The sequence below is a fragment of the Actinomadura sp. ATCC 39365 genome (assembly GCF_054392275.1).
Genome location: NZ_CP184335.1, coordinates 4,719,712 through 4,744,542 on the forward strand (window position 1 = coordinate 4,719,712; position 24,831 = coordinate 4,744,542).

General features: G+C 73.4%; 23 protein-coding genes and 2 pseudogenes. 11 read left to right on the forward strand and 14 right to left on the reverse strand.

Translation table 11 applies throughout. From position 1 onward, the window contains the following. Window positions 1–20 precede the first annotated feature (20 nt). A complete protein-coding gene (locus ACNF49_RS23270) occupies window positions 21–983 on the reverse strand; it encodes an NADP-dependent oxidoreductase (RefSeq protein ID WP_482944977.1) in 963 nt (320 codons plus the stop codon). A gap of 99 nt (window positions 984–1,082) precedes the next feature. Between ACNF49_RS23270 and ACNF49_RS23275 the strand changes: the two are divergent. After that, window positions 1,083–1,586 (forward strand): annotated as a pseudogene (locus ACNF49_RS23275) (TetR/AcrR family transcriptional regulator); the annotation flags it as partial. 69 nt (window positions 1,587–1,655) lie between these two features. Here ACNF49_RS23275 and ACNF49_RS23280 read toward each other — a convergent pair. The 4 genes from ACNF49_RS23280 to ACNF49_RS23295 form a co-directional block, all read right to left on the reverse strand. Beyond that, the gene (locus tag ACNF49_RS23280; protein WP_482944978.1) at window positions 1,656–2,510 is read right to left on the reverse strand and encodes a dioxygenase family protein; all 855 of its coding nucleotides are present in this window, start codon (window positions 2,508–2,510) and stop codon (window positions 1,656–1,658) included. Between the two features lie 66 nt (window positions 2,511–2,576). Further along, entirely contained in the window at window positions 2,577–3,590 is a 1,014-nt protein-coding gene (locus ACNF49_RS23285) for an NAD(P)/FAD-dependent oxidoreductase (RefSeq protein ID WP_482944979.1), read from the reverse strand. 45 nt (window positions 3,591–3,635) lie between these two features. Continuing rightward, window positions 3,636–4,157, reverse strand: coding sequence for an isoprenylcysteine carboxyl methyltransferase family protein (locus ACNF49_RS23290; RefSeq protein ID WP_357977162.1), 522 nt, complete (start codon window positions 4,155–4,157; stop codon window positions 3,636–3,638). Window positions 4,158–4,191: 34 nt separating this feature from the next. After that, window positions 4,192–5,304, reverse strand: coding sequence for a type III polyketide synthase (locus ACNF49_RS23295; RefSeq protein WP_482944980.1), 1,113 nt, complete (start codon window positions 5,302–5,304; stop codon window positions 4,192–4,194). Window positions 5,305–5,430: 126 nt separating this feature from the next. On the opposite strand from ACNF49_RS23295, the gene ACNF49_RS23300 reads away from it, so the two are divergent. After that, window positions 5,431–6,303, forward strand: a complete 873-nt coding sequence (locus ACNF49_RS23300) for a UbiA family prenyltransferase (RefSeq protein WP_482944981.1) — start codon at window positions 5,431–5,433, stop codon at window positions 6,301–6,303. 103 nt (window positions 6,304–6,406) lie between these two features. Here the strand turns inward: ACNF49_RS23300 and ACNF49_RS23305 are convergent, their stop codons facing one another. From ACNF49_RS23305 to yczE, 3 genes are all read right to left on the reverse strand, one after another. Continuing rightward, the gene (locus ACNF49_RS23305) at window positions 6,407–7,570 is read right to left on the reverse strand and encodes an NAD(P)/FAD-dependent oxidoreductase (protein ID WP_357977170.1); all 1,164 of its coding nucleotides are present in this window, start codon (window positions 7,568–7,570) and stop codon (window positions 6,407–6,409) included. Window positions 7,571–7,620: 50 nt separating this feature from the next. Further along, window positions 7,621–9,381 (reverse strand): glycoside hydrolase family 15 protein, encoded by a 1,761-nt coding sequence (locus ACNF49_RS23310; RefSeq protein WP_482944982.1) that lies wholly within the window; start codon window positions 9,379–9,381, stop codon window positions 7,621–7,623. 76 nt (window positions 9,382–9,457) lie between these two features. Beyond that, window positions 9,458–10,060, reverse strand: coding sequence for a membrane protein YczE (gene yczE / locus ACNF49_RS23315; RefSeq protein ID WP_357977176.1), 603 nt, complete (start codon window positions 10,058–10,060; stop codon window positions 9,458–9,460). A 62-nt stretch (window positions 10,061–10,122) separates the two neighbouring features. Between yczE and yczR the strand changes: the two genes are divergently transcribed. Then, entirely contained in the window at window positions 10,123–11,553 is a 1,431-nt protein-coding gene (gene yczR, locus ACNF49_RS23320; RefSeq protein ID WP_482944983.1) for a MocR-like transcription factor YczR, read from the forward strand. A gap of 43 nt (window positions 11,554–11,596) precedes the next feature. Then, entirely contained in the window at window positions 11,597–11,785 is a 189-nt protein-coding gene (locus tag ACNF49_RS23325) for a hypothetical protein (RefSeq protein ID WP_482944984.1), read from the forward strand. A 14-nt stretch (window positions 11,786–11,799) separates the two neighbouring features. On the opposite strand, the pseudogene ACNF49_RS23330 reads toward ACNF49_RS23325, so the two are convergent. Then, a pseudogene (locus ACNF49_RS23330) lies at window positions 11,800–12,168 on the reverse strand (trimeric intracellular cation channel family protein); the annotation flags it as partial. 68 nt (window positions 12,169–12,236) lie between these two features. After that, window positions 12,237–13,727, reverse strand: a complete 1,491-nt coding sequence (locus ACNF49_RS23335; RefSeq protein ID WP_357977185.1) for a peptide MFS transporter — start codon at window positions 13,725–13,727, stop codon at window positions 12,237–12,239. Window positions 13,728–13,875: 148 nt separating this feature from the next. On the opposite strand from ACNF49_RS23335, the gene ACNF49_RS23340 reads away from it, so the two are divergent. The 3 genes from ACNF49_RS23340 to ACNF49_RS23350 all read left to right on the forward strand — a co-directional run bounded on the left by ACNF49_RS23340 (window position 13,876) and on the right by ACNF49_RS23350 (window position 17,576). Further along, window positions 13,876–15,738, forward strand: coding sequence for an AMP-dependent synthetase/ligase (locus tag ACNF49_RS23340; protein ID WP_482944985.1), 1,863 nt, complete (start codon window positions 13,876–13,878; stop codon window positions 15,736–15,738). An 89-nt stretch (window positions 15,739–15,827) separates the two neighbouring features. Next, window positions 15,828–16,928, forward strand: a complete 1,101-nt coding sequence (locus tag ACNF49_RS23345; protein WP_357977190.1) for a hypothetical protein — start codon at window positions 15,828–15,830, stop codon at window positions 16,926–16,928. Between the two features lie 153 nt (window positions 16,929–17,081). After that, entirely contained in the window at window positions 17,082–17,576 is a 495-nt protein-coding gene (locus tag ACNF49_RS23350; RefSeq protein ID WP_482944986.1) for a hypothetical protein, read from the forward strand. Window positions 17,577–17,705: 129 nt separating this feature from the next. Here ACNF49_RS23350 and ACNF49_RS23355 read toward each other — a convergent pair whose 3' ends face one another. Then, window positions 17,706–18,359, reverse strand: coding sequence for an NAD(P)-dependent oxidoreductase (locus tag ACNF49_RS23355; RefSeq protein ID WP_482944987.1), 654 nt, complete (start codon window positions 18,357–18,359; stop codon window positions 17,706–17,708). Window positions 18,360–18,472: 113 nt separating this feature from the next. On the opposite strand from ACNF49_RS23355, the gene ACNF49_RS23360 reads away from it, so the two are divergent. The 3 genes from ACNF49_RS23360 to ACNF49_RS23370 all read left to right on the forward strand — a co-directional run bounded on the left by ACNF49_RS23360 (window position 18,473) and on the right by ACNF49_RS23370 (window position 20,763). Next, the gene (locus ACNF49_RS23360; protein WP_357977199.1) at window positions 18,473–18,838 is read left to right on the forward strand and encodes a winged helix-turn-helix transcriptional regulator; all 366 of its coding nucleotides are present in this window, start codon (window positions 18,473–18,475) and stop codon (window positions 18,836–18,838) included. A 143-nt stretch (window positions 18,839–18,981) separates the two neighbouring features. Continuing rightward, the gene (moaA, locus tag ACNF49_RS23365) at window positions 18,982–19,971 is read left to right on the forward strand and encodes a GTP 3',8-cyclase MoaA (RefSeq protein ID WP_482944988.1); all 990 of its coding nucleotides are present in this window, start codon (window positions 18,982–18,984) and stop codon (window positions 19,969–19,971) included. A gap of 90 nt (window positions 19,972–20,061) precedes the next feature. After that, window positions 20,062–20,763, forward strand: coding sequence for a DUF6457 domain-containing protein (locus ACNF49_RS23370; RefSeq protein WP_482945571.1), 702 nt, complete (start codon window positions 20,062–20,064; stop codon window positions 20,761–20,763). A 314-nt stretch (window positions 20,764–21,077) separates the two neighbouring features. On the opposite strand, the gene ACNF49_RS23375 is transcribed toward ACNF49_RS23370, so the two are convergent. Further along, complete coding sequence (locus tag ACNF49_RS23375) at window positions 21,078–21,392, reverse strand: DUF3099 domain-containing protein (RefSeq protein WP_357977208.1); 315 nt, start codon at window positions 21,390–21,392, stop codon at window positions 21,078–21,080. A 99-nt stretch (window positions 21,393–21,491) separates the two neighbouring features. Here ACNF49_RS23375 and ACNF49_RS23380 point away from each other — a divergent pair, with 99 nt between their 5' ends. Next, window positions 21,492–21,704: a dodecin gene (locus ACNF49_RS23380; protein ID WP_125642491.1), complete on the forward strand. Its 213-nt coding sequence runs from the start codon at window positions 21,492–21,494 to the stop codon at window positions 21,702–21,704. A gap of 184 nt (window positions 21,705–21,888) precedes the next feature. Here ACNF49_RS23380 and ACNF49_RS23385 read toward each other — a convergent pair whose 3' ends face one another. Both ACNF49_RS23385 and ACNF49_RS23390 read right to left on the reverse strand, forming a co-directional pair. Beyond that, window positions 21,889–23,247: a metallopeptidase TldD-related protein gene (locus ACNF49_RS23385; protein WP_482945572.1), complete on the reverse strand. Its 1,359-nt coding sequence runs from the start codon at window positions 23,245–23,247 to the stop codon at window positions 21,889–21,891. Window positions 23,248–23,261: 14 nt separating this feature from the next. Further along, a complete protein-coding gene (locus ACNF49_RS23390; RefSeq protein ID WP_357977211.1) occupies window positions 23,262–24,755 on the reverse strand; it encodes a TldD/PmbA family protein in 1,494 nt (497 codons plus the stop codon). Window positions 24,756–24,831 lie beyond the last annotated feature (76 nt).

Sequence of the window (24,831 nt, forward strand, 5' to 3'; positions counted from 1 at the left end):
AGGCCGTGCTCAGGCCGTGCTCAGGACACGTGCAGGACGATCTTCCCCTGGATGTGGCCCCGCTCGGCGCGTTCGTGCGCCTCCGGGGCCTCCGCCAGCGGGAAGACGCTGTCGACGCCGACGCGCAGCCGCCCGGCGTCGATCAGCTCGGCCAGCGCGGCCATCTGCGCCCCGTCGGAGTGCACCTGGCCGCCGCGGCGCACGATGCCGCGCCGGGCGAGCTCCTCGTCGTGGTAGTCGCCGTGGAAGACCGGGCTGAGCGTGCCGCCGTCCTTGAGCGCGGGCAGCAGCGTGTGGCCGCCGGGGCCGCCCACGGTGTCGATCAGGCAGTCCACGTCGCGCACCGCGTCCTGCGGCCGGACCCGGGTGTAGTCGACGAACTCGGCCACGCCCAGGTCCTTCAGGAACGCCTCGTGCCGGCCGGAGGCCACGCCGATGACGTACGCGCCCAGGTCCGCGGCGAGCTGGGCGGCGAAGTGGCCGACGCCGCCGGCCGCGCCGTTGACCAGGACCCGGCTGCCGGACCGCAGCCCGATGATGTCGTGGACGTACTGGTAGGCGGTGAGCCCGGCCATCGGCACGGCGGCGGCGGTGACGTGGTCCACCGAGGCGGGCTTGCGGGCCAGGTGGCCGGCCGGGGCGGTGGTGTACTCGGCGTACCCCCTGCCGCCCTCGTCGCCGATGCGCGGGAAGCGGACGAGGCCGTACACCTCGTCGCCCTCCCGCCACTCGGTGACGCCGTCGCCGACGGCCGTCACGACGCCCGACACGTCCGAGCCGGGCGTGAAGGGCAGCGTGATCTGCGGCCGCATCGAGGGCGGAATGTCGGCGAACCCCCGGCGGGCGTACCAGTCGGGCGGGTTGAGCGCGGCGGCGCGCACCTGCACCAGGACCTCGCCCGGCTTCGGCACGGGCACGGGGATCTCCTCGAGCCGCAGGACCTCGGGGCCGCCGATCTCGTGCACGCGGATGGCCTTCATCATCGATTCTCCTCGGGGAGACGGGCGCCGCTATGATGCGGAGCAGTGTTCCGGATCATAATCGGAGCACTGCTCCGTTTGTCAATCGCCGGAAGGTATCGGATGACCTCCACACCCCGGAACCAGCGCGCGGACGCCCAGCGCAACCGGGAGCGCATCCTGGCCGTGGCCGCCGCCGTCATCGAGGAGCAGGGCACGGAGGCGTCCCTGCGCGACGTCGCGCGCCGCGCCGAGGTCGGCTTGGGCACGCTCTACCGGCACTTCCCGACCAGGGAGGCGCTGCTGGAGGCGCTGCTGCGGCAGCGCTTCGACCTGCTCGCCGAACGCGCCAGGACGCTGGCCGGCGCCGCCGCGCCGCACGAGGCGCTGGTGGAGTGGCTGCGCTCGTTCGTCGCCGGCGCGGGCGCCTACCGGGGGCTGGCCGCCTCGATGATGGCCACGATCAACGACGAGGGCTCGCCGCTGCACGCCTCCTGCCACGCCATGCGCCAGGCGGGCGGACGGCTGCTGGAACGCGCCCAGGCCGCCGGCGAGGTGCGCGCCGACGTGACCGGGCTCGACCTGTTCGCGCTGGCCAGCGCGGTGAGCTGGATCGCCGACCAGGCCCCCTCGCTGGCCGCCCGCGGCGACCACCTGTTCGGCCTGATCATGGACGGCCTGCGCCCCCGGAGCGGCTCACCGGCCCGGCGCCCACCCGAGCGGCACCAGCCTGAGGTCGAACTCGACCTCCTCGTACGGCCCGTCCATTTCCCAGCCCCCGGTCCGCGGAACCGGCCGCCGCACCAGCTCCTCCTTGACCGCGAACGCGGCGTCGGAGCCCAGGTAGGGGTCGCCGGCCAGGAACACGTGCGTGGTCAGCGGCCGGTGGCCGGGCGCGGTGACCTGGTAGTGCAGGTGGGCCGGGCGCATCGGGTGCCGCCCGATCGCGCGCAGCAGCCGGCCGGCGGTGCCGTCGGTGGGCACCGGGTAGCTGCTCGGGCGGACCGTGCGGAACCAGTAACGGCCCTCGGTGTCGGCGGTGAACAGGCCGCGCAGGTTGCCGGGCCGCTGGGCGTCGTCCTGGCTGTCGTACAGGCCGTTGTCGGCCGCCTGCCACAGGTCCACGGTCGCGCCCGGCAGCGGCGTGCCGTCGCAGGACAGCACCCGGCCGTGCACGACCATCGGCGTCCCGCGACCGCGCTCGGGCCCCTCGCTGATCCACGCGCCCGGCTCGCGGCCGGGGGCGGGGGAGTGGAAGGGGCCCTCGACCGAGGAGGGCGTCATGTTCTCCGGGCCGGCGTGGTTGACGTCGTCCACGGCGGAGGTGAGGCCGAGCATGTCCGACAGCAGCACGAACTCGTCGCGGTCCGGCGTGCACCACCTGCCGGTCTGGGTGAGGAAGGCGAGCCCGGCCCGCCACTCGGCCTCGCTGGGACGCACCTCGTCCACGAACGCGTGCAGGTGGGCGATCAGCGCGGAGACGATCTCGCCGACCCGTGGGTCGGGGGCGTCCACCTGGTCGAGCACCTGCCGCACGAGCTTGTCTGTCATGGCGACCGTCCTTGACGGGGACCGTGGGGGTTCATTATCCGCGTCCGGCCGGGGCCCGGGGAAGGCTCAGGCCAGGACGCGGACCACACCGGCGAACAGGCGGGGCAGCCGGCGCGCCGCCGGGACCACCAGGCGGGCCGTGCCGGGGCGGCGGGCGGCCTGCACCAGCGCCGCGGTCAGCAGCCGGTGCGTGCGCGACAGGCGCAGCCACGCGCCGTCGTAGTCCTGCGGGCGGTCCGCCGCCAGGCAGCCGACCAGCAGCTCCGCCGAGCGCACGGCCAGCGAGACGCCCTCGCCGGTGAGCGCGTCCACGTAACCGGCGGCGTCGCCGACCAGCAGTACGCGGCCGGCGCGGCGGGAGCGCACCGCCTGGCGCAGCGGGCCCGCGCCGCGCACCGGGGTGACGGCCGGGCCGCTCAGGCGGCGGGCCAGCCCGGGGAAGCCGCGCAGGTGCTCCTCGAAGCCGCGCCGCGCCGCGCTGAGCACCGCGACGCCCACCAGGTCGTCGCCGACCGGCGTGACGTACGCCTCGCCCGCCCCCGACCAGTGGACCTCGACGAAGTCGCTCCACGGCTCGATCCGGTAGTGCCTGCGCAAGCCGTACCGGCGGGGGCCGCGTACCGGCAGGTCGAGGCCGAGCGAGCGGCGCAGCGGCGAGTGCAGGCCGTCGGCGGCCACCAGCCAGCGGGCCCGCAGCCCGATCGCGCGCACGCCGTCGCGGTCCTGGTCGGCGCGGGTGATGCGGCCGGTGACCGTCTTGACGCCCAGCTCGGCGGCCCGCTGCCAGAGCGCGGCGTGCAGGCTCGTGCGCCGGACGCCGAGCCCCGGCCCGGCGGCGAACGCGGCCCGCGCCTCCCGCCGCCCGTCGAGGTAGTGGATGCCGCGGAACCCCCGCCCCTCGACCGGCGCGCCCATCGCCGTCAGCGCGGCCACCCCGCCCGGCATGACGCCCTCGCCGCACGCCTTGTCCACCGGCGCGGCCCGCGGCTCGACGACGACCGCCTCCATCCCGGCCAGCGCCGCGTGAATGGCCGTGGCCAGCCCCGCCGGCCCGCCCCCCGCCACCAGCACGTCGATCACCGGCCCACCTCCCGGCGGCCCGCCGCCAGCGCGTCGATCACCGGCTCACCCCCTGGCCGCCAGGGCGAGGGCGGCGTTCTCGCAGCGGATGCGCACCACCATCAGCGCGGCGTTGAGCAGCGTGAACGCCAGCGCCGTCAGCCACGCCGTGTGCACCAGCGGCAGCGCCAGCCCCTCGGCCGCCACCGCCACGTAGTTGGGGTGCCGCAACCACGCCAGCCGGTACGGCCCCCGCCGCACCAGCGGCAGCCCCGGCACCACGATCACCTGCGTGTTCCAGCGCGGCCCGAGCGCGGTGATGCACCACCACCGCAGCGCCTGAGCCGCCACGACCACCGCCAGCATCGGCCAGCCGAGCGCGGGCACGAACGGCCGCCCGGCCAGGGCCACCTCCAGCGGCGCGCACACCAGCAGCCCGGTGTGCAGGGCCACCATCCACGGATAATGCCCCCGCCCGGTCACGACGCCGCCGCGCGCCATGCTCCACGCGGCATTGCGCTTGGCGACGACCAGCTCGGCCAGGCGTTCCAGGCCGACGAGCACGATGAGCACCAGATACCAGGTCACAGGCCAACCACCAGCGGATCGCAGGGACGGGGCACTACCAGCGCAGCAGGACGAGCTCGGAGCAGAAACCGGGGCCCATCGCGATGACCAGCCCCCAGCTCCCCGGCGCGGGCGGCTCCCCGGCCAGGGTGTCGCCGAGCACGTGCAGGACCGAGGACGACGACAGGTTGCCGTTGGCCGCCAGCGAGCGCCACGTCACGTCGAGCGCGCCCGCGGGCAGCTCCAGCACCTCCGACACCGCCTCCAGCACCTTCGGCCCGCCCGGATGGCACACCCACGCCGTCACGTCCCCGGCCGTGATCCCGTGCTCGGCCAGGAACCCGTGCACGTCGTCGGCCAGGTAGCGGCGCACCACGGCGGGGACGCTGGCGTCCAGCATGACCCGGAACCCGGTGTCGCCCACCTGCCAGCCCATGACGTGCTCGGAACCGGGATACAGGTGGCTGCGGGTGGCGACGACCGTGGGCCCGGCAGCGGGCCCGGCAGCGGGCCCGGCAGTGGACCCGGCAGTGGACCCGGGAGCGGGCCCCGCCGCGCCCCGCCCGCTGCCACTGGCGACCACGGCCGCCGCGCCGTCGCCGAACAGCGCGCTGGCGACCAGGTTCGCGGGCGAGGAGTCGCCGCGCTGCAGGGTCAGCGAGCACAGCTCCACCGACAGCAGCACGGCCACGTGGTCCGGCCAGCCGCGCAGGTAGTCGTGCAGCCGGGCGATGCCCGCCGCGCCCGCCACGCAGCCCAGCCCGAAGACGGGCACCCGCTTGACGTCGGGGCGCAGCCCGAGCGCGGCGGCCAGCCGGGCGTCCACGGACGGCGCGGCGATGCCGGTCACCGACGTGAACATGATCATGTCCACGTCGGTCGGCTCCAGCTCGGCGGCGTCCAGGGCGGCTTTCACGCTCTCCAGCCCCAGCTCGACCGCGACGGAGACGAAGGCGTCGTTGGCCGCGCCGAAGCCGTTCAGCTTCTCGTAGCGGTCGATGGGGAGGGCGAGGTTGCGGTGCTCCACGCGGGCGCTGCGGTGCAGGCGGTCGAGGAGGCGGCGGTCGGCGCCGTCGGGCAGGCACAGGCGGGCGGCCATGTCGGTGAGCTCGGACTGCGGGTAACGGTGAGGAGGGAACGCGCAACGGACTGCGGAGATTCGGGTCATGCAGTGCTCCCTCGACAGGTCGCCCACAACACTCACTCCCCGCACGCTTCCCGCAAGGATGGTCATTTAAGCCATACGCGGCGCGTGGGAATTCTCGCCCCGGATCTTCCGGTCTACGATCACCGTGTGACCGACCCGGATCCCGTGCCCGCGGCCGTCGTGCGCGGCGGGCCGGTCCGTACGGCCGTCGCGCTGGCGCTGGCCTGCCACCCGGGCCCGACCGTGGCCGTGACCGCCCTGGTCACCGCGCTGGCCGTGGCGGCGGGCCGAGGCCCGGCGGGCTGCGTCCTGGTGGCCGCCGCCGTGCTGGCCGGGCAGTTGTCGATCGGCTGGTGCAACGACGCGCTCGACGCAGGGCGCGACGCCGCCGCCGGGCGCACGGGCAAACCGGCCGCCGACGGCACGGTGAGCGTGACCGCCGTGCGGGTGGCCGCGCTGGCGGCGCTGGCCCTGTGCGTGCCGCTCTCGCTGGCCTCGGGCCGTACGGCGGGGCTGGCGCACCTGGTGGGCGTGCTGGGGGCCTGGGGGTACGACTTCGGCCTGAAGGCCACCGTCCTGTCGTGGGCGCCGTACGCCGTCGGGTTCGGGGTGTTGCCGGCGTTCGTGACGCTGGGCCTGCCCGGGGAGCCGTGGCCGGCGTGGTGGGCCGTCGCGGCGGCGGCGCTGCTCGGCGTGGGCGCACACCTGGCCAACGTGCTGCCCGACATCGAGGGCGACCTGGCGACCGGCGTGCGCGGGTGGCCGCAGCGGCTGGGGGCGGCGCGCGTCCGGGTGCTGGTGCCGGTGCCGCTGCTGGCCGCCACCTGCCTGCTCGTCCTCGGGCCCGCGGGCGGCCCCGGCGTGGCGGGGTGGGTGGCCATGGCGGCCGCGGTGCTGCTCGCGGCCGGGGGAGCGGTGCTGGCCGGCCGGTCCGCGCGGGCGCCGTTCGTCACCGCCGTCGCCGTGGCGGCCGTGGACGTGCTCCTGCTGCTCGCCAACGGCGCCGCCCTGACGGCCTGAGCCGAGGCGCCGCCCTGACGGCCTGAGTCGTGGCGCTGCCCTGAGTCGTGGCGCTGCCCTGAGCCGCGCCGCCGCACTCCCCGGCGCGAGCCGTGGCGGTGGTTCAGCGGGGCAGGCGCGCCGCGCCGCGCAGCCAGCGCAGGCCCACCGCCAGGGCCAGCGGCGCGGGCACCGTCCCGGCCCCGAGCCCGACCTCCACCAGCAGGTCGAACACCTCCTTGCGGCGCGCGGCGGTCGCGATGGCCGCGTCGATGAATCCCGGCGACTGCGCCAGCCGGGCCAGCACGTCGGTCGTGCGCAGGTGCCGCCCCAGCGCGCCGCGCAGCTTGGCCCGGTACCGCGCCAGCGGGTCGCCCGCCGCCTCACCCGCCGATTCGACCACCGCCTCGGCCGCCAGCCGCCCCGACAGCAGCGCGTAGTAGATGCCCTCGCCGGTCAGCGGGTTGATCAGCCCCGCCGCGTCCCCGGCGAGCAGCACCCGCCCGGCGCCCGGCGCGGGCCGCCCGGTCGACAGCGGCAGGTGATGGGCGCGCAGGTCGCGTGCGGGCCGGTCGGGCAGCAGCTCGGCCAGCCTGCCGTGCAGCACCTGGCGGCCCGGCGCCCCCGCCGCCCGCAGCCGGGGCAGCAGCATGCCGAACCCGACGTTCGCGGTGCCGTCGCCGATCGGGAACGACCACGCGTAGGCCGGCCAGCCCGCCCGCTGCATCGCGATGAGCTGCACGTCGTCGGCCTCGGGCACGTCGGCGTAGCCGCGCACGGCCAGGGCGGTGTGCCGCTCGCCCGCCGCGGGCAGCCCGATCAGCCGGCGCACCGCCGAGTAGGCCCCGTCGGCCGCCACCACCGCACGGGCCCGCAGCCGCCCGTCCAGGACGACCCAGGACCCGTCGTGGGCCAGCTCCCTGACGCGGTGGCGGCGCACCTCGACGCCCCTGGCCCCGGCCGCCTCCACCAGCCGCGCGTCGAACACCCGGCGCGGCACCACGTGGTTGGGCCGGGCCGCCTCGGCCGAGACGCGCAGCCCGCCCGGCGAGACCACGGTCAGCCGGGGCGTGGGCCGGTAGTCGTCGATGAGGCCCGGCAGGCCCAGCCGGTCCAGCTCGTCGCGCCCGTGCGCGGCGATGCCGTCGCCGCACGGCTTGTCGCGGGGGAAGCCGGCCCGGTCGAGCAGGACCACGCGCAGGTCCGGACGCAGCTGGACGGCCCGCAGCGCCGCCGCCGAGCCCGCCGGTCCCGCGCCCACGACCGCCAGGTCCCATTCCTCACCCATGCGAGGTCTTGTCCCACTCGGCGCGGTGGGGGAAACCCGTTCCCGCCGGGTCAGGCCCGCGACAGCGCGCGGGCGGCGTGGATCAGGGGCACGTGACTGAACGCCTGCGGGAAGTTGCCCACCAGGCGCCCGTAGCGCGGGTCGTACTCCTCGGCCAGCAGCCCGACGTCGTTGCGCAGCTCCAGCAGGCGTTCGAACAGCTCCCGCGCCTCCTCCTTGCGGCCCTGCATCGCCATCACCTCCACCAGCCAGAAGCTGCACGCCAGGAACGCGCCCTCACCGCCGGGCAGGCCGTCGACGTCGTTGTCGGCGGCCAGCGGGTAACGCAGGACGAACCCGTCGGACATGAGCTCCTTCTCGATCGCCGCCACCGTGCCGGTCACGCGGGGGTCGTCGGGCGGCAGGAAGCCCACCACCGGGATCATCAGCAGCGCCGCGTCCAGCTCCGACGACCCGTACGACTGGGTGAAGGTGTTGCGGTGGGGGTCGAAGCCCTTGTCGCAGATCTCGGCGTGGATCGCGTCGCGCAACGCGCGCCACCTGTCGACCGGGCCGGTGCGGCCGAAGCTCTCGACGTACTTGACGGCCCGGTCGAGGGCGACCCAGCACATCACCTTGGAGTGCACGAAGTGCCGGCGCGGGCCGCGCACCTCCCACAGGCCCTCGTCGGGCTCGTCCCAGTGCTCCTCCACGTAGTCGAGGAGCCGGCGCTGGATCGACCAGGCGCGCTCGTCGGCGGCCAGGCCGCGGGTTCGGGAGACGTACAGGCAGTTCATCACCTCGCCGTAGACGTCGAGCTGGAGCTGCTGGACCGCCTCGTTGCCGATGCGGACCGGGCGGGAGCCCTCGTAGCCGTCCAGCCAGTCGAGGCGCAGCTCGGGCAGCCGGCGCTCGCCGGCGACGCCGTACATGATCTGCAGGTCCTGGGGACGCCCGGCGATGGTGCGCAGCAGCCAGGAACGCCAGTCGGCGGCCTCGTCGAGATAGCCCGAGCTGATCAGCGCGTCGAGCGTCATCGTGGCGTCGCGCAGCCAGCAGAACCGGTAGTCCCAGTTGCGCACGCCGCCGATGTCCTCGGGCAGGGACGTGGTGGGCGCGGCCACGATGCCGCCGGTCGGCGAGTACGTCAGGCCCTTCAGCGTGATCAGCGACCGGGTCACCGCCTCCCGGTAGGGGCCCTGGTAGGCGCACTTGCCGACCCACTCGGTCCACATGGTCTCGGTCTCGGCGAGCTGCTCCTCGGCGTCGATGCGCGGCGGCATCGGCTCGTGGGAGGGGTGCCAGGTGAACACGAACGGCAGCCGGTCGCCCGCCTCGACGGTGAACGTGGCCCGGTGGGCGTAGTCGCCGCCCTTGAGCGGGACGGGGGAGTGCAGCCACGCCGAGTCGGGGCCGCCGACGGCCTGCAGGTGGCCGTTCGTCCGGCGCACCCACGGCACGATGCGCCCGTAGTCGAAGCGCACGCGCAGCTGGGTGGAGACCTCGACGCTGCCCGAGACCCCCTCGACGATGCGCACGACGTCGGGGTTCCGGTCGCGCGGGGGCATGAAGTCGACCACCCGGACCGTGCCGGTCGGGGTGTCCCACTCGCTCTCCAGGATGAGCGTGTCAGGCCGGTAGCGGCGCCGGGTGGCCGGACGCCGGGCCGTCGGGCCCAGCCACCAGTGGCCGTTGCGCTCGCTGCCGAGCAGGGCGGCGAAGCACGAGGGGGAGTCGAACCTGGGCAGGCAGAGCCAGTCGATGGAACCGTCCCTCGCCACCAGTGCGGCCGACTGCATGTCTCCGATCAGCGCGTAGTCCTCAATCCGCATGCCGAAGACGCTACTCGCGCGCGGGTGATCCCGCGCCGGGTCCGGCCTGTCGCGTCAGGACGGACCCGGGGCGGGATCACGACAAGGGGAACCAGCGGGTGAACAACTGGGTCAGCGGGCCGATGGCGAGGGCGAAGACGAGCGTCCCGACGCCGACGCTGCCGCCGAGCAGCCAGCCCACGGCCAGCACGGTGAGCTCGATGAGGAACCGGGCCAGCCGCACGGACAGCCCGAGCCGCACCAGGCCGGTCATGACGCCGTCGCGCGGTCCCGGGCCCATGCCGGCCCCGATGTAGAGCACGGTGGCCAGCGCGATCGCGACCACGCCGAGCGCCACGTACAGCGACTGGACGGCCAGGTGGGACGGCGTGGGCAACAGGAGGATCGCCGCGTCGGCGAACAGGCCGAGGAACACCACGTTGCTGATCGTGCCGAGGCCGGGCCGCTGGCGCAGCGGGATCCACAGCAGCATCACCAGGGCGCCGACGCCGATGATGACGGTGCCGATGGACACGTCCAGCCGCAGGGCCACGCCCTGGTGGAAGACGTCCCAGGGGTCGTTGCCGAGGCCCGACTCCACCTGCAGCCCGATGCCGGCGCCGTACAGGGCCAGGCCGCCGTAGAGGCGCAGGAGACGGGAGGGGAGGGAACTCAGGCGGGGGACGGTTGCTTCGCTCATGATGGCCTCATCGTGGCAGGCCAATGGTTGCCAAAACAGGGCCAATCGTGGAAAGTGGCCTTATGAGGCATTTGTCGGCTGCGCAGGTGGCCCGGCTGGTCGACGTCGATCCGGCCGCGCGCCCGTACTACCGCGCCCTGGCCGACGGCGTGCGCGCGCTCATCATGGACGGCCAGATCCCCGTACGCGTGCGCATGCCCGCCGAACGCCACCTGGCCGAGACCCTGGGCGTCAGCCGCACCACCGTCACCTCCGCCTACGACCTGCTGCGCGAGCGCGGCTACCTGGACAGCAGGCAGGGCTCGGGAAGCTGGACCACCCTGCCCGACCCGGCCACCACCCGCGAGAACCCCTGGCTGTCCACCGGCGACGACGGTCTGATCCAGCTCCACTGCGCCGCCCCGCCCGCGCCGTCCGCGCTGCGCGAGGCCATGGCCGAGGCCCTGGACGACCTGCCCAGGTACGGCATGGGCAACGGCTACGACCCCATGGGCCTGCCGGTCCTGCGCGAGCGCGTCGCCGCCCGATACACCGAGCGCGGCCTGGCCACCCGGCCGGAGCAGATCGTCGTCACCACCGGCTCCCAGCACGCCATCCAGCTCGTGGCCGGGCTGCTGATCGGCCCCGGCGACCCCGTCATGGTCGAGTCGCCGACCTACCCGCACGCCATCGACGTGGCCCGCCAGCACGGCGCCCGGATCGTGCCCTTCGGCATCTCGCACGAGGGCTGGCAGCCCGATCTGATGGCCGCCACGATGCGGCAGTCGGCCGCCCGCCTGGCCTACCTCATGCCCGACTTCCACAACCCCACCGGCGCCCTCATGGACGACGCCACCCGCGCCGCCGTCGCCGGCGCGGCCCGCCGCAACGACGTCATCCTGCTGGTCGACGAGACCTGGGGCGAACTGGCCCTGGACGACGTGCCGCGCACCGCGCCGATGGCCGCCTTCGACACCGACAGCCGGGTGATCAGCATCGGGTCGGCGTCCAAGTTGTGGTGGGGCGGCCTGCGCATCGGCTGGATCCGCACCACGGCCGCCCTGGCCCGCCGGCTGGCCCGGCACCGCGCGGTCGTCGACATCTCCAGCCCGGTCATGGAGCAACTCGTCACCGCCCGCCTGTTCGAGCGGATGGCGCAGACCCGCGCCGAACGCCGCCGCGGCCTGCGCGCCTCGCGGGACGCGCTGACCGCCGCGCTGGCCCGGCACCTGCCGGAGTGGACGTACACGCTGCCGCGCGGCGGCGGCACGCTGTGGATGCGGCTCAACGGCGACACCTCCACCACGCTCGCCGACGCCGCCGTCTCCCACGGCGTGCGCCTGGCTCCCGGGCCCTGGTTCGGCCTGGAAGGCACCCTGGAGGGCTACCTGCGCCTGCCGTTCACCCTGCCGCCCGAGACCGTGGCCGACGCCGTCGCCCGCATCGCCCGCGCCCGCTCCCAGGGCCCCACCGGCGCCCGCCGCCACCCCGACTCGCTCCTGCCGATGGTGTGAGCGACTCGCTCGTGCGTGGCGTGCGGGGCCAGGAGGGGTGCTGGTGGGGTGGGGGGCTAGGGAGGGCTCCTCGGCGCCCTTGGCCAGGGGCGCCCGCCAGTTGCGGCGCATCGCGGTGATGCGCAGGCCGAAGGCCAGCAGCGCGGCGGCGAGCGTGGCCGGCCAGCCGTGCAGCCCGGCCGTGGACAGGCCCGCCATCACGGCCGAGCCCAGCAGGGCGGGCACCGCGTAGAGCTGGCGGTCGTACAGCAGCGTGGGGATCTCGCCGGCCAGCACGTCGCGGATCACGCCGCCGCCGACGGCCGTCGTGACGCCGAGGATGGTGGCGTGCAGCGGGCTGAGGCCGTACTCCAGGGCCTTCTCGGTGCCGACGGCCGCGAACAGGCCGAGGCCGGCCGCGTCGAGCACGAGGATGACCGGCATCACGCGGGCCACGTGCGGGTGCCAGAAGAAGACGATCACCGTGGCGGCCACCGGAACCAGCACGTAACCCAGGCTCTGGAAGGCGGCCGGCCGCACGTTGAGAATGAGATCGCGGACCAGGCCGCCGCCGAGCGCGGTCATCTCGGCCAGGACGCCCATCCCGACCACGTCGAGCCGCTTGCGCACACCCATGAGCGCACCGGTCAGTGCGAAGACAAAAATACCGACAAGGTCGAGAATTTCAGACACGTTGGATGTTTTTACCGGATCGGCGGCATGGCCGCCGCATGGTAGTGCTCGGCCATGAGCACCCGCAGCTTCCGGGTGAACAGGAACATCGCCACCCCGGCCGCGATCGCCATGATCGCCAGGACCAGGTAGTACATCGGGTCGGACAGGTAGTGGGTGAGCCGCCCCGTCTGGCCGCCGACCGCGTCGCCCACCGACACCGCGATGAACCAGATCCCCAGCATCTGCCCCTTGAACGCCTCCGGCGCCAGCTTCGTCGTCACCGACAGCCCGACCGGGCTCAGCGACAGCTCGCCGAACACCTGGATCAGGTAGACCAGCACCAGCCACCACACCGACACCCGGCCGCCGGTCGCCAGCCCGGCGGCGATCGCCATCACCACGAAGCTCAGCCCCACCATGACCAGCGCGAACCCGAACTTCTGCGGCGTGCTCACCCGCACCCCGAGCTTCACCCACAACGCCGCGAACACCGGCACGAAGATCATGATGAACAGCGGGTTGAACGACTGCGTCGTCGCCGCCTGGATCGGCACCCCGAACAGCTCCAGCCGGGTGTGGTCGGCGGCGAAGAACAGCAGCTTGCTCGGCGCCAGGTCGTAGATCATCCAGAAGATCGCGGCCGCGACGAACAGCCAGATGTAGGCCTTCATCCGGCTGCGCTCCTCGTCGGTGAGGCTGTGGCTGCCCAGCAGGATGTAGGCGAAGTAGACGACCGGCACGATCAGGATGACGATCGTGATCGCCAGCGCCAGGCGGTCGATGGTGAGCGTGCCCGTGGCCGCCCACGCGCCGAGCGCGACGGCGGTCACCGCCACGCCCGCCCCGGTCACCCGGCCGAACCGGCGGCGCTCGGGCGGCGTCAGCCGCACGCCGGGACGCTCGCCGATGCCGCGCAGGTTCCGGCCGCCCCAGACGTACTGCAGCAGGCCGAGGGCCATGCCGACCGCGGCGGCGCTGAAGCCCAGGTGCCAGCGGTCGCCGGCGGCCAGCCAGCCGACGACGAGGGGCGCGAAGAAGGCGCCCAGGTTGATGCCCAGGTAGAACAGGGAGAAGCCGGCGTCGCGGCGGCCGTCCTCGTCCTCGCCGTAGAGGCGGCCGACCATGACCGAGATGTTCGGCTTGAGCAGGCCCGTGCCGCTGATGATGAGCAACAGGCCGAGCCAGACGAAGAACGGGGTCGTCACGGGGATCGCCATGCTGATGTGGCCGAGCATGATGACGAACCCGCCCCAGAACACCGACCTGCGCGCCCCGAGCACGCGGTCGGCGATCCAGCCGCCGGGCAGCGCCACCAGGTAGATCAGCGCCCCGTAGACGCCGACCACCGCCTGCGCGGTCTCCTGCGACATGCCGAGACCCTTGTGGGCGGGCGAGGCGGCCATGAACGTGGCCAGGATCGCCCGCAGGCCGTACCAGCTGAAGCGCTCCCACATCTCCGTGGAGAACAGGGTCGCCAAACCCCACGGATGCCCGAAGAAGGTCCTTCCGCCCTTGCTCATGCACGCCCTCCCGAGACACGTACGGCACCTGGACGATCACTCTACGTGACCGGTCCGACAGTTTCCCGCCTGGGTCTTGCCGCTGCCCAGAGGGTGTGGTGCGATGCATGCCACCTGTGCAAGTGATTACTGACTGGAGGCGGGTGCCATGGCCGAAGTCCTCGACGTACGGGCCGACATCGAGCGGGAGATCGCCGGTCGCACGGTCTGCGAACAGCTCAGGCAGGTGGCCGCCCGGCACCCCGACGCGCCCGCGTACTCCGACCCCGGCGCCCCCGACGGCTCGGGCGGCTCCGGCGGCTGGACGACGTTGACCTACGGCCAGGCGCGGCGGCGCATCCTGGAGATCGCGGCCGCCTTCGCCGCCCTCGGCCTGGAACGCGGCGAGTCCGTCGCGATCATGATGGTCAACCGCAGCGAGCACGTGCTGGCCGACCTCGGCGCCGTGCACGCCGGCGGCGTGGGCTGCACGGTCTACTCCACCTTCGCGCCCGACCAGATCGCGTTCGTGGCCGGCGACGTGGGCGCCCGCTTCGCCGTGCTGGGCGGCCCCGCCGAGCTGGCCCGCTGGCAGCCGGTGCTCGACCGGCTCGACGGCCTGCGCCGGATCATCATGCTCGACGGCGCCCCCGACGACGAGCGGTTCATGTCCTGGGCCGACTTCCTCGACCTGGGCCGCGCCCGCCTGGCCGAGGAGGAGGCCGCCGTCGAGGCCCGCGCCCGCGCGGTGGCCGCCGGCGACGTCGTCACCGTGCTCTACACCTCGGGCACCACCGGCATGCCCAAGGGCGTGCCGCTCACCCACACCAACGTCTTCTACGAGGCCGCCGCCACCGACCGCATCACCTCGCTGCCGACGCACGGCACCCAGATCTCCTACCTCACCTACGCCCACATCGCCGAGCGCATCCTCAGCCTCTACCTCCCGCTGGTCAAGATGTCGCACGTGCACTTCTGCACCGACCTGGCCAACCTCGGCGCCACGCTCGGCCAGGTCAGGCCGATGATGTTCTTCGGGGTGCCGCGCGTGTGGGAGAAGATGATGGCCCGGCTGCTGGCCGTGCTCGCCACGCAGCCGCCCGAGCAGCAGGCCGCCGTACGCGAGGCCATGGCCGCCGGCGCCGCCTACGTCGAGGCCGGCCAGTACGGCGGCACGATCACCCCCGAGATCCAGGCCGCCTACGACAAGGCCGACGCGGCCCTGCTGTCGGTCGTCCGCGGCATGATCGGCTTCGACCGCGCCGAGTGGACCGCGACCGGCGCCGCCCCCCTGCCCGCCGAGGTCCAGCACTTCTACGCCGGCCTCGGCCTCAAGGTCATCGACGTCTACGGCATGACCGAGACCACCGGCGCCTTCACCGGCAACAGCCCCTTCTGCTACCGCCTGGGCACCGTCGGCAGGGCCGAGCCCGGCGTCGAGGTCCGCATCGCCGAGGACGGCGAGATCCTCACCCGCAGCCCGCTCAACACCGGCGGCTACCTCAACCGCCCCGAGGCCACCGCCGAACTCCTCGACGACGACGGCTGGCTGCACACCGGCGACATCGGCACGGTCGACGACGACGGCTTCTACCGCGTCGTCGACCGCAAGAAGGAGCTCATCATCACCGCCGGCGGCGAGAACGTCTCGCCCGCCGAGATCGAGAACCACCTCAAGGAGCACCTGCTCATCGGCCAGGCCCTCGCCTACGGCGACAACCGCCCGCACCCGGTGGCCGTCCTGACCCTCGACGGCGAGACGGCGCCGGGATGGGCGCAGGCCCGCGGCATCGGCTTCACCTCCCTGGCCGAACTGGCCGAGCACCCCGACGTCCTCAAGGAGGTCTCGGCCGCCGTCGAGGCCGCCAACGCCAGGCTGGCCAGGGTGCAGCAGGTCAAGCGGTGGGCCCTGCTCGGCACCGAGTGGACCGCCGAGACCGAGGAGCTCACCCCGAGCCTGAAGCTGAAGCGGCGCGTCATCCACGCCAAGTACGCCGACATCATCGAGTCCCTCTACGGCGACGCGCGCTGACCTGCGGCCCCGTCGGCCCCGTCGGCTTTGCCATAAGGGGTGCGTGTCGCGGTCCTGGTCATGACCGGGCGGTTCCTAGCGTCTCGCTCATGACCAGAAGCCTCCTTCTCGTCTCGCTCGCGGCGGGGTCGCTCACGGCGCCCGTGCCTGCGTATCCCGCCGCGACCGAGCTCGCCATCCGCGCCATCACCGTACGGCCCGCGAACCCGGTCGTCGGGGCCCACGACTCCGTGAGCCTGGTGATCGACGTGATCGCGCGGGGCGCGCGCGGCAAGAACGGCGTCACCGTCAAGGTGGAGCCCGGCGCCCCGCCCGGCCCGCTGCTGTCGGCCAAGCCCCCGGTCGAGGACACCACCGATCTCCCGCCCGCCGCCGAACCCGGCCTCCAGCCGCCGGCCCTTTCCGGGCCGCCGTCGTCCGCCTCGTCCTCGATGCCCGGGACGTCCTCGATGCCTGGGACGTCCTCTGAGCCCGGGTCGTTCTCGGCGCCCGCTGAATCCGCCGAGTCCGCCGGGCCCTCCGGATCTTCGGCGTCGCTGCCCGGCCCGGCCGCCGTCGCGCCGGGGAGCGCGTACGCGGATCCGGCCTCCGGCGGCCCGGGCGAGGGCCTGCGAGCCCTGATGCCGCTGCCCCTGACGGTCGCCGCCGATCCTCGGATCGACCTGCAGAAGGCCCCGTCCACGGGCACGCCGCCGCCCCGGCTGGTGTGGCGAGAGGGGGCGGCCCGGATGGCGGCCGACTGGCAGACCTGGCGTTTCCTGCCCGACAAGAAGCTGAACCGCTTCTACCCGACCGGCACCTGGACGATCAGCGCCACCGCCCGGGACGCGGACGGCGCCACGGTCACCGAATACGCCTCCTTCGAGCTCAGGAGGGCGACCAGGTTGTCGTCCGTCCGGGTGGAGAGGTCGCCGAAGTCCGCCGGCGGCGTACGGCTGCGCGGCTCGCTGACCAGGATCGACCCGCGCGGCTTCACCGACTTCGGGCCGTACGCCAAGCAGCGGCTGCGGCTCCAGTGGCGCGAGGAGGGCTCGCCGACCTGGGAGGACGTGGCCGAGACGACGACCGACGCGGCCGGGGCGTTCGTGCAGACGGTGCCGTCCAGGAGGGGCGGCCTGTGGCGGGTACACTTCCCCGGAAACCCCCACTACGCGCCATACACCACTAAACCCCGACAAATCGCCAGTTAGTGTTATAAAACACGCACAAAAAGCTGTCGAGGTATTTGTCGTTATTCAATCGTGATCTGTCGTATCGCAACTTTTCTTTACCCTGACGCGTCATTAGGCGTTGACGTGCCCCGTCCCTGGGGCGCGTCCGAGACGGGGAAGGAATTTGTTTTGATGATGCGACGTCTAGCCGCCGGACTGGCCGCGGCCGCTCTGGGCGCCACGATGGTGGCCACCGCCGCCGCGCCCGCCCTGGCGGACACGGACCCCGATCCCGACTTCGAGGGCGGGAGCACGAGCCTCCAGCTCGACGTCAACCCCGAGCCGGCGCGGCGCGGCAGGGCCCTCGACATCCAGGGCAAGCTGTCGGTGTCCTGCGACGAGGACTACATCAGCGGGTTCGTCGCGGTGCACCACGCCGACTACTGCAAGGACAGCGAGCGCTGGCACCGTCTGGCGTGGAAGCGGGTCGTGATCCTCTTCCAGGCCGACGGCAGCGACAAGTGGGACTACGTCGAGTCGGTGCGGACCAGCCGGGACGGCTCCTTCCGCACCACCGAGCGGGCCTACACCTCGGGCACCTGGCGCGCCGTCTTCGAGGGCTCCAGGTACCTGGCCCCCTCCGAGGGCAAGGACTGGGTGAAGGTCTACGGCGGCCGCCGCCACTAGCACCACCCGGCGGAAGCCCGGCCGCGAGGCCGGGCTTCCGGCATGTCCGGGCCCGTTCCGTCCCTTTTCCGGGCCCGTTCTGCGCGTTTCACGGGCCGCTCCAGGCCTTTTCCGGGCCTGTCGTCGCCGTCAGTACCCCACGGCGACCTGCACCCGGTGGTGCCGCGGGTCCTCGATCTCCGCCAGCACCGCCGCCGCCAGATCGGCGTAGGAGAACACCGGCCCGCCCTCCTCGGCGGCCATGACCTGGTCCCCGCCGAACCGGTGCCGCCCGCTGCGCTCCGCCCGGTCGTCGAGCACCACCGGCGGCGGCGCGATCACCACCCAGTCCAGCGCTCCGCCATCCTCGCGGAACACCTCCAGCTCGGCGGCGTGCCCGAGGGAGAACGTCCGGGCGTCCTCGGGGAAGCCGGGGGTGTCCACCAGCCGCGTCCCAGGCGCGACCTCCAGCAGGGTGCCGATGCCCAGCGCCACCAGCCGGGGCACACCTGCCCCGGCCAGCCCGCCGGTCAGCGCCCGCGCCGCCGCCGTGTAGAACTCCGCGGACGGCACGTCCAGCCGGACGCTCGCCTGCACCGCCACGTCGTGCCCCGCCGCGACCGCCGCCACGCTCTCCCGGTCGGTCACGTCCCCGGCGACCACGCGCACGCCGTCGCCGGACGGCCCCGCGTACCGGGCCGGGTCGCGCACCACGGCCGTCACCTCGTGCCCCCGCTCCAGGGCCTGCCCGACCACCCGCGCGCCGGCCCGTCCGCCGCCGCCGAAAACCACGATCCTGCTCATCGTCCACCACTCCGTCCGGCGGCCGGCACACCCGGCCGCGCCCGGCAGACGGTAGACGCCCTGAGGTCACTTCCCGCAACGATAGTGAGCCCCCGCCGCCTAGCATGGACGCCATGGCCGAACCCCTTGACCCCGACATGTTCGCCGCCTGTGTCCACGTCACCCCCGTCCGCGTCGGCGACAAGTGGACCGCCAAGATCATCCGCTGTCTGGAGCAGGGCCCGAGACGCTTCACCGAGCTGCAGGTCCCGCTGCGCGGCATCACCCCGAAGGTCCTCACCGAGTCCCTGCGCGCCATGGAACGCGACGGCCTGCTCACCCGCACGGCCTACGCCGAGATCCCGCCCCGCGTCGAGTACGCGCTGACCCCTCTCGGCCGCAGCCTGCTCGCCCCCATGGCGGCCGGCTGCGAGTGGTCCAGGCGGCACCTGTCGGAGCTCATCGACGCCCGCGAGTCCTGGCACGCCGCCCACCCCTGACGGGCCCGTCCCGGCGGCCCCTTCGCGGAATCGATCACAGGCGCGGCGCGTTGCCTGCCAGGAGAGAGGCAGGCGGTTTTGAGAGCCGCGCGACACCCGTCGTAGTCTGGCTCTCTGGCGAAACGGACAGGAGGTGACGCCCCATGTTGCGAGACTCGTTCGGACGGGTGGCCACGGATCTGCGGGTGTCCCTCACGGACAAGTGCAATCTGCGCTGCACGTACTGCATGCCGCCCGAAGGGCTCGACTGGCTGCCCAAGGCCCAGTTGCTGACGGCCGACGAGATCGTCCGGCTGGTGCGCGTCGGCGTCGAGCGGCTGGGCATCACCGAGGTGCGCTACACCGGCGGCGAGCCGCTGCTCCGGCGCGAGCTGGTCGACATCGTCGCCCGCACCACCGCCCTCGACCCGCGTCCCCAGGTGCTGCTCACCACCAACGGCATCGGCCTGGCCCGGGTGGCCGAGCCGCTGGCGCGGGCCGGCCTCGACCGGGTCAACGTCTCGCTCGACACGCTCGACCCGGCCACGTTCAAGCAGCTCGCCCACCGCGACCGGCACGCCGACGTCATCGCGGGGCTGGCCGCCGCAGACGCGGCGGGCCTGCGCCCGGTCAAGGTCAACGCGGTGCTCATGCGCGGCGTCAACGACCACGAGGCCGTGCCGCTGCTGCGCTTCTGCCTCGACCGCGGCTACGAGCTGCGCTTCATCGAGCAGATGCCGCTCGACGCCCAGCACGGCTGGACCCGCGAAGGCATGATCACCGCCGACGAGATCCTCGAACGCCTCTCGGCCGCGTTCGAGCTGACGCCCGACGACCTGGAGCAGCGCGGCAGCGCCCCGGCCGAGCGGTTCCTGGTCGACGGCGGCCCGGCCCGGGTCGGGGTGATCGGCTCGGTGACGCGCCCGTTCTGCGGCGCCTGCGACCGGGTCCGGCTCACCGCCGACGGCCAGGTGCGCAACTGCCTGTTCGCCACCGAGGAGTCCGACCTCAAGACCGCCATGCGCGCGGGCGCCTCCGACGACGACCTGGCCGCCCGCTGGGTCGCCGCGGTCGCCCGCAAGCGCGCCGGGCACGGCATCGACGACCCGTCCTTCCTCCAGCCGTCCAGGCCGATGTCGGCCATCGGCGGCTGAGGTGCCCTTCGACGCGGTGATCCTGGCCGGGGGGCGGCCCGCCGCCTGGGCGGCGCGGACAAGCCCGGCCTGGCCGTCGGCGGCCGTCCGCTGGTCGAGCGCGTGGTCGCGGCGGCGTCCGGCGCGCGCCGCACGGTCGTCGTCGGTCCGCGCCGGGAGCTGCCCGGGGTCGTCTTCACCCGGGAGGAACCGCCGGGCGGCGGGCCCGTCCCCGCGCTGGCCGCCGGGCTGCGCGAGGTCGACGCGCCGTGGCTGGTGCTGCTCGCCGGCGACCTGCCGTTCCTGACGGCCGCGCACGTGCGGGAGCTGCTGGCGGCGGCCCGTCCCGGGGCGGGGGCGGTCATGGTCGACGACGACGGCCGCGAGCAGTGGCTCGTCGGCGCCTGGCCGGTGCCGGAGCTGCGGGCGGCGCTCGACGCCTACACCGGGCGGTCACTCAAGGGCCTGCTCGGCCCCCTGACCGGAACGCGGCTGGCCTCGCCGGGCCGGCCGTGGTTCGACTGCGACACGATGGACGACCTGAAGGAGGCTCGCATGAACGTACTCGCCGAGTGGACGGCGCTGGTGTGCAGGGAGCTGGGCGTCGACCCCGCCCGGGTGGACCGCGACCTGGTCCTCGACCTGACCAAGGAGGTCGCCCACGGGGTGGCCAGGCCCGCCGCGCCGCTCACCGCCTACCTGCTCGGGCTGGCCCAGGGGGCCGGAAGTGCCCCTGAGGACGCCGTGGCCAGATTGATCACATTGGCGAAGAACTGGGAGCAGGCGACCACCGAGACGCTGACTGACGGCTGACACTCGAACGAACTCTTGAAGTCAAGCCGACCGCTTCCTCCAGATTTCCTGTGAATTACGAGGAGGAGGCCGGTGTAAACGATTTCGGGAAAGCGGTCCTATCGGACTCCGGCCGGCACGGGGGACTGATCGTCCAATGCAAAGGGCTGGCCAGGAAAAGGGCGACGCCGGGTGGTTACGGGGGCAAACCACCCGGCGTCGCTTCATCGGCGTTCCGACGGGGGCCCGGAACGCCGGCACCAGCACTCCGACGGGGGACCGGAGCGCTTGCCTAAAGCGTACACCTACAACCCATGGGATGCGTCAAGACTTAGTCACGACCCGATCTCGCGTCGATGCAGCGGTATCTCGGTTTGGTTAGCCTCGGGGGACTGAAAGTGGGGCGGCGGCGCGCCCTCGCTGCGCTCATTGGCCCCGATTACGGCAATGTATGGCAAAAACACTGCCCCGGCGATGAACAGCAGCCGGTACGGCCACGGCACCGGCACCACGACCGCCAGGATCAGGCAGATCGTCCGGATGCCCATCTTGATCAGGTAGGCGACCTCACGCTTGCGGATGTCCGCTGTGAGCGAGGGTCTGGCGTCGGTGACCTGGTGGACGTCCGGCTTCTTGCGCCACCCCTTCATACCTTCCACGGTAGACCTCGTACGGGCAGGGCGCGACGGCGCGGCCGGGCGATGAGGAGGGTCATGCGATCATGGCCTTCGAGTAAGGAGGATGGGGAGATGACGGATCGAACGTATCGGGTCACTGAGATAGTCGGCACGTCGGGGGAGAGCCTTGACCAGGCCATCCGCAACGGCCTCCAGCGGGCCTCGCAGACCCTGCGCCACCTGGACTGGTTCGAGGTCACCGAGATCCGCGGCCACCTCGACGGAGGCGAGATCGCGCACTACCAGGTGGGCATGAAGGTGGGCTTCCGCCTGGAGGACTCCTGACCGTCCCCGGACGGCCCGGGGCCGGCGCCCCGGCACACTGACACCCGTCCCGTCCCCGGCCCGCCCTGCGGCACGCTGGGGGCCTCCAGGACGGCCGCCGGCACGACGACGCCCGCCGCCCCGCTCGATCGCGGGACGGCGGGCGCGTACGGCCGTGACGTACGGGCCGTGACGGACGGCGGGGTCAGCTCGCCTGGCTGACCGTCGACATGTTGAAGTCCGGCACCCGCACCGGCGGCATCACCGTGCGCTGGAAGTAGTCGTTCCACTCGCGGGGCAGCGTGCGCTCGGCCGCCCCCACCTCCGTGACGCGCCCCAGCAGGTCGACCGGGCTCTCGTTGAACCGGAAGTTGTTCACCTCGCCGACGACCTCGCCGTGCTCCACCAGGTAGACGCCGTCGCGGGTGAGGCCCGTGACCAGCAGCGTCTGAGGATCGACCGCGCGGATGTACCACAGGCACGTGACGAGCAGCCCGCGCCGCGTGGAGGCGATCATCTCCTCCAGCGAACGGGCGCCCTCCGCCGGGCCGGACATGACCAGGTTGTCGATGCCGGGCGTCACCGGCAGCCCGCTCAGCTCGGCCGAGTAGCGCGTCTGGAGCAGCGACTCCAGGCGGCCGTCCCTGATCCAGTCGGTCGGGCCCAGCGGCAGCCCGTTGTCGAACACCGAGCTGTCGCGGCTGGAGGCGTGCGCCGTGACGAACGGCGCGCACGAGATGCCCGCGGCCCGGGGGTCGCTGGACAGCGTGATCGGCAGCGTGGCGAGCTGCTCGCCCACCCGCGTGCCGCCGCCCGGCCCGGAGAACACCGAACGGCCGTCGAGCGCGTCCCTGGCGCCCGAGGACCAGAACAGGTAGATCATCAGGTCTGCCACCGCGCTCGGCGGCAGCAGCGTCTCGTAGCGGCCCGCGGGCAGGTCGACCCGGGTCTTGGCCCACTCGAGGCGCTGGGCCAGCGAGGCGCCGAGCGCGGCCACGTCGACGTCGGCGAAGTCCTCGGTGGACACGCCGGTCCAGGCCGACCGCTTCAGGTCGCCGGACTTGGCGTTGAGCTCGAGGCGGCCGGTCGGCTGGTCGTGCCGCAGCCGCACGCCGGTGGAGGTGCCGAGGAAGGTCGAGGTGAGGGAGTGCTCGGCGAAGCCGTAGAGCTTCCTGTCGCCGGACTCGGCGGCCGAGAACGCCTCGCCGAGCGCGGGCGCGAACCGCTCGAACACCCCGATGTCGGTCGGCCGCACCTCGTCGTCCCAGCCGGGCGCGGCCGGGCCGCCCTCGACCAGCGGGCGCGCGTCCTCGGCCGGCCGGGCCTCGCGGGCCGCCCGGTCGGCCGCCGCGACCACGTCGGGGAGCTGGTCGGCGCGCACGGCCGAGCGCGAGACCACCCCCACGCCCTGCCCGGCCACCGAGATCACGGTCAGCCGGGACGACCGGGCCACGCCGTTGGTGGTCAGCGTGTTGCCCGCGAAGCGCAGGTTGGCCGTGGAGCCCTCGTCCACCAGCACCACGCAGCCGTCGTTCGCGGAGAGCTCCAGAGCCCTCTCCACCATCTCCTGCGGAGTAGTCACTTGCCGCCCTCCTGCACCGTGTTGAGCACGCGCACGCCCCTGAACAGCGCCGACGGGCATCCGTGGCTGACCGGCGCGACCTGCCCCGGCTGGCCCTTGCCGCAGTTGAAGGCGCCGCCCAGCACGTACGTGCCCGGCCCGCCGACGCCGTCCATCGACTGCCAGAAATCGGTCGTGGTGGCCTGGTAGGCGAAGTCTCTGACCTGCCCGGCCAGTTTCCCGTGCGAGATCCGGTACGCCCGCTGCCCGGTGAACTGGAAGTTGTACCGCTGCATGTCGATCGACCAGCTCTTGTCGCCCACGATGTACAGGCCACGCTCCACGCCCGCGATCAGCTCCTCGGTGGAGGGCCCGTCGGGCGCGGCGGCCAGCGACACGTTCGCCATGCGCTGGATCGGCATGTGGCCGGGGGAGTCGGCGAACGCGCACCCGTTGGAGCGCCCGAACCCCTTCATCAGCGCCATCCGCCGGTCGAGCTGGTAGCCCACCAGCACGCCGTCCTTGACGATGTCGAAGCTCTGCCCCCGCACGCCCTCGTCGTCGTAGCCGACCGTGGCCAGGCCGTGGGTGACCGTGCGGTCGCCGGTGACGTTCATCAGCGGCGAGCCGTAGACCAGCTCGCCGAGCTGGTCGAAGGTGGCGAAGCTGGTGCCGGCGTAGGCGGCCTCGTAGCCCAGGGCGCGGTCGAGCTCGGTGGCGTGGCCGATCGACTCGTGGATCGTCAGCCACAGGTTGGACGGGTCGATCACCAGGTCGTAGTCGCCCGCCTCGACCGAGGGCGCGGCCAGCTTCTCGGCCAGCAACTCGGGCAGCCGGCCCAGCTCGGCCGGCCAGTCCCAGCCCGTGCCGGTCAGGTACTCGTAGCCGCGGCCGACCGGCGGCGCGATCGTGGACATGTCGTCGAAGCCGCCCTCGTGCGCCTTCATCGCGTTGAGCGACGGGTGCACCCGCACGCGCTGCTGCGTGGTCACGGTGCCGGCGGTGTCGGCGTAGAACTTCTGCTCCTTGACCTGCAGCAGCCGCGCCGAGACGTGGTCGGCGCCCTTGAGCAGCCCCGCCGACCACTCGGCCAGCAGCCCCACCTTGTCGGCGGAGGGCACGTCGAACGGGTCGACGTCGTAGTCGGAGACCCACACCACGTCGGAGTGCACCGGCTCGGGCGCCAGCTCGATGGGCTCCCGGTTGACCGGCGCGCTCACCTCGGCCACCCGCACCGCCTGCTCGGCCACGGCCGCGGCGGCCTGCGGGGTCAGGTGGATGCCGGCCGCGAACCCCCATGTGCCGCCCTTGACGACACGGACGGCGTAGCCGAGGTCGTCGGCGTCGAGCGCGCCTTCGAGGCGGGCGTCGTACAGGCGCAGCGTCTCGGCCCTGACGCGTTCGAGCCGGAAGTCGGCGTGCTCGGCGCCGAGGTCGCGGGCGCGTTGCAGGGCCGCGTCCGCGAGCTGCCGCAGCGGCAGTTCCAGGAAATCGGGATCGATCTGGCGCATGTCCACGATCCTAACCCTGTGATCTTGTACCACCCGGACAAGCGGATACTCGCCAGTAAGAGATAGCGTCAGATGC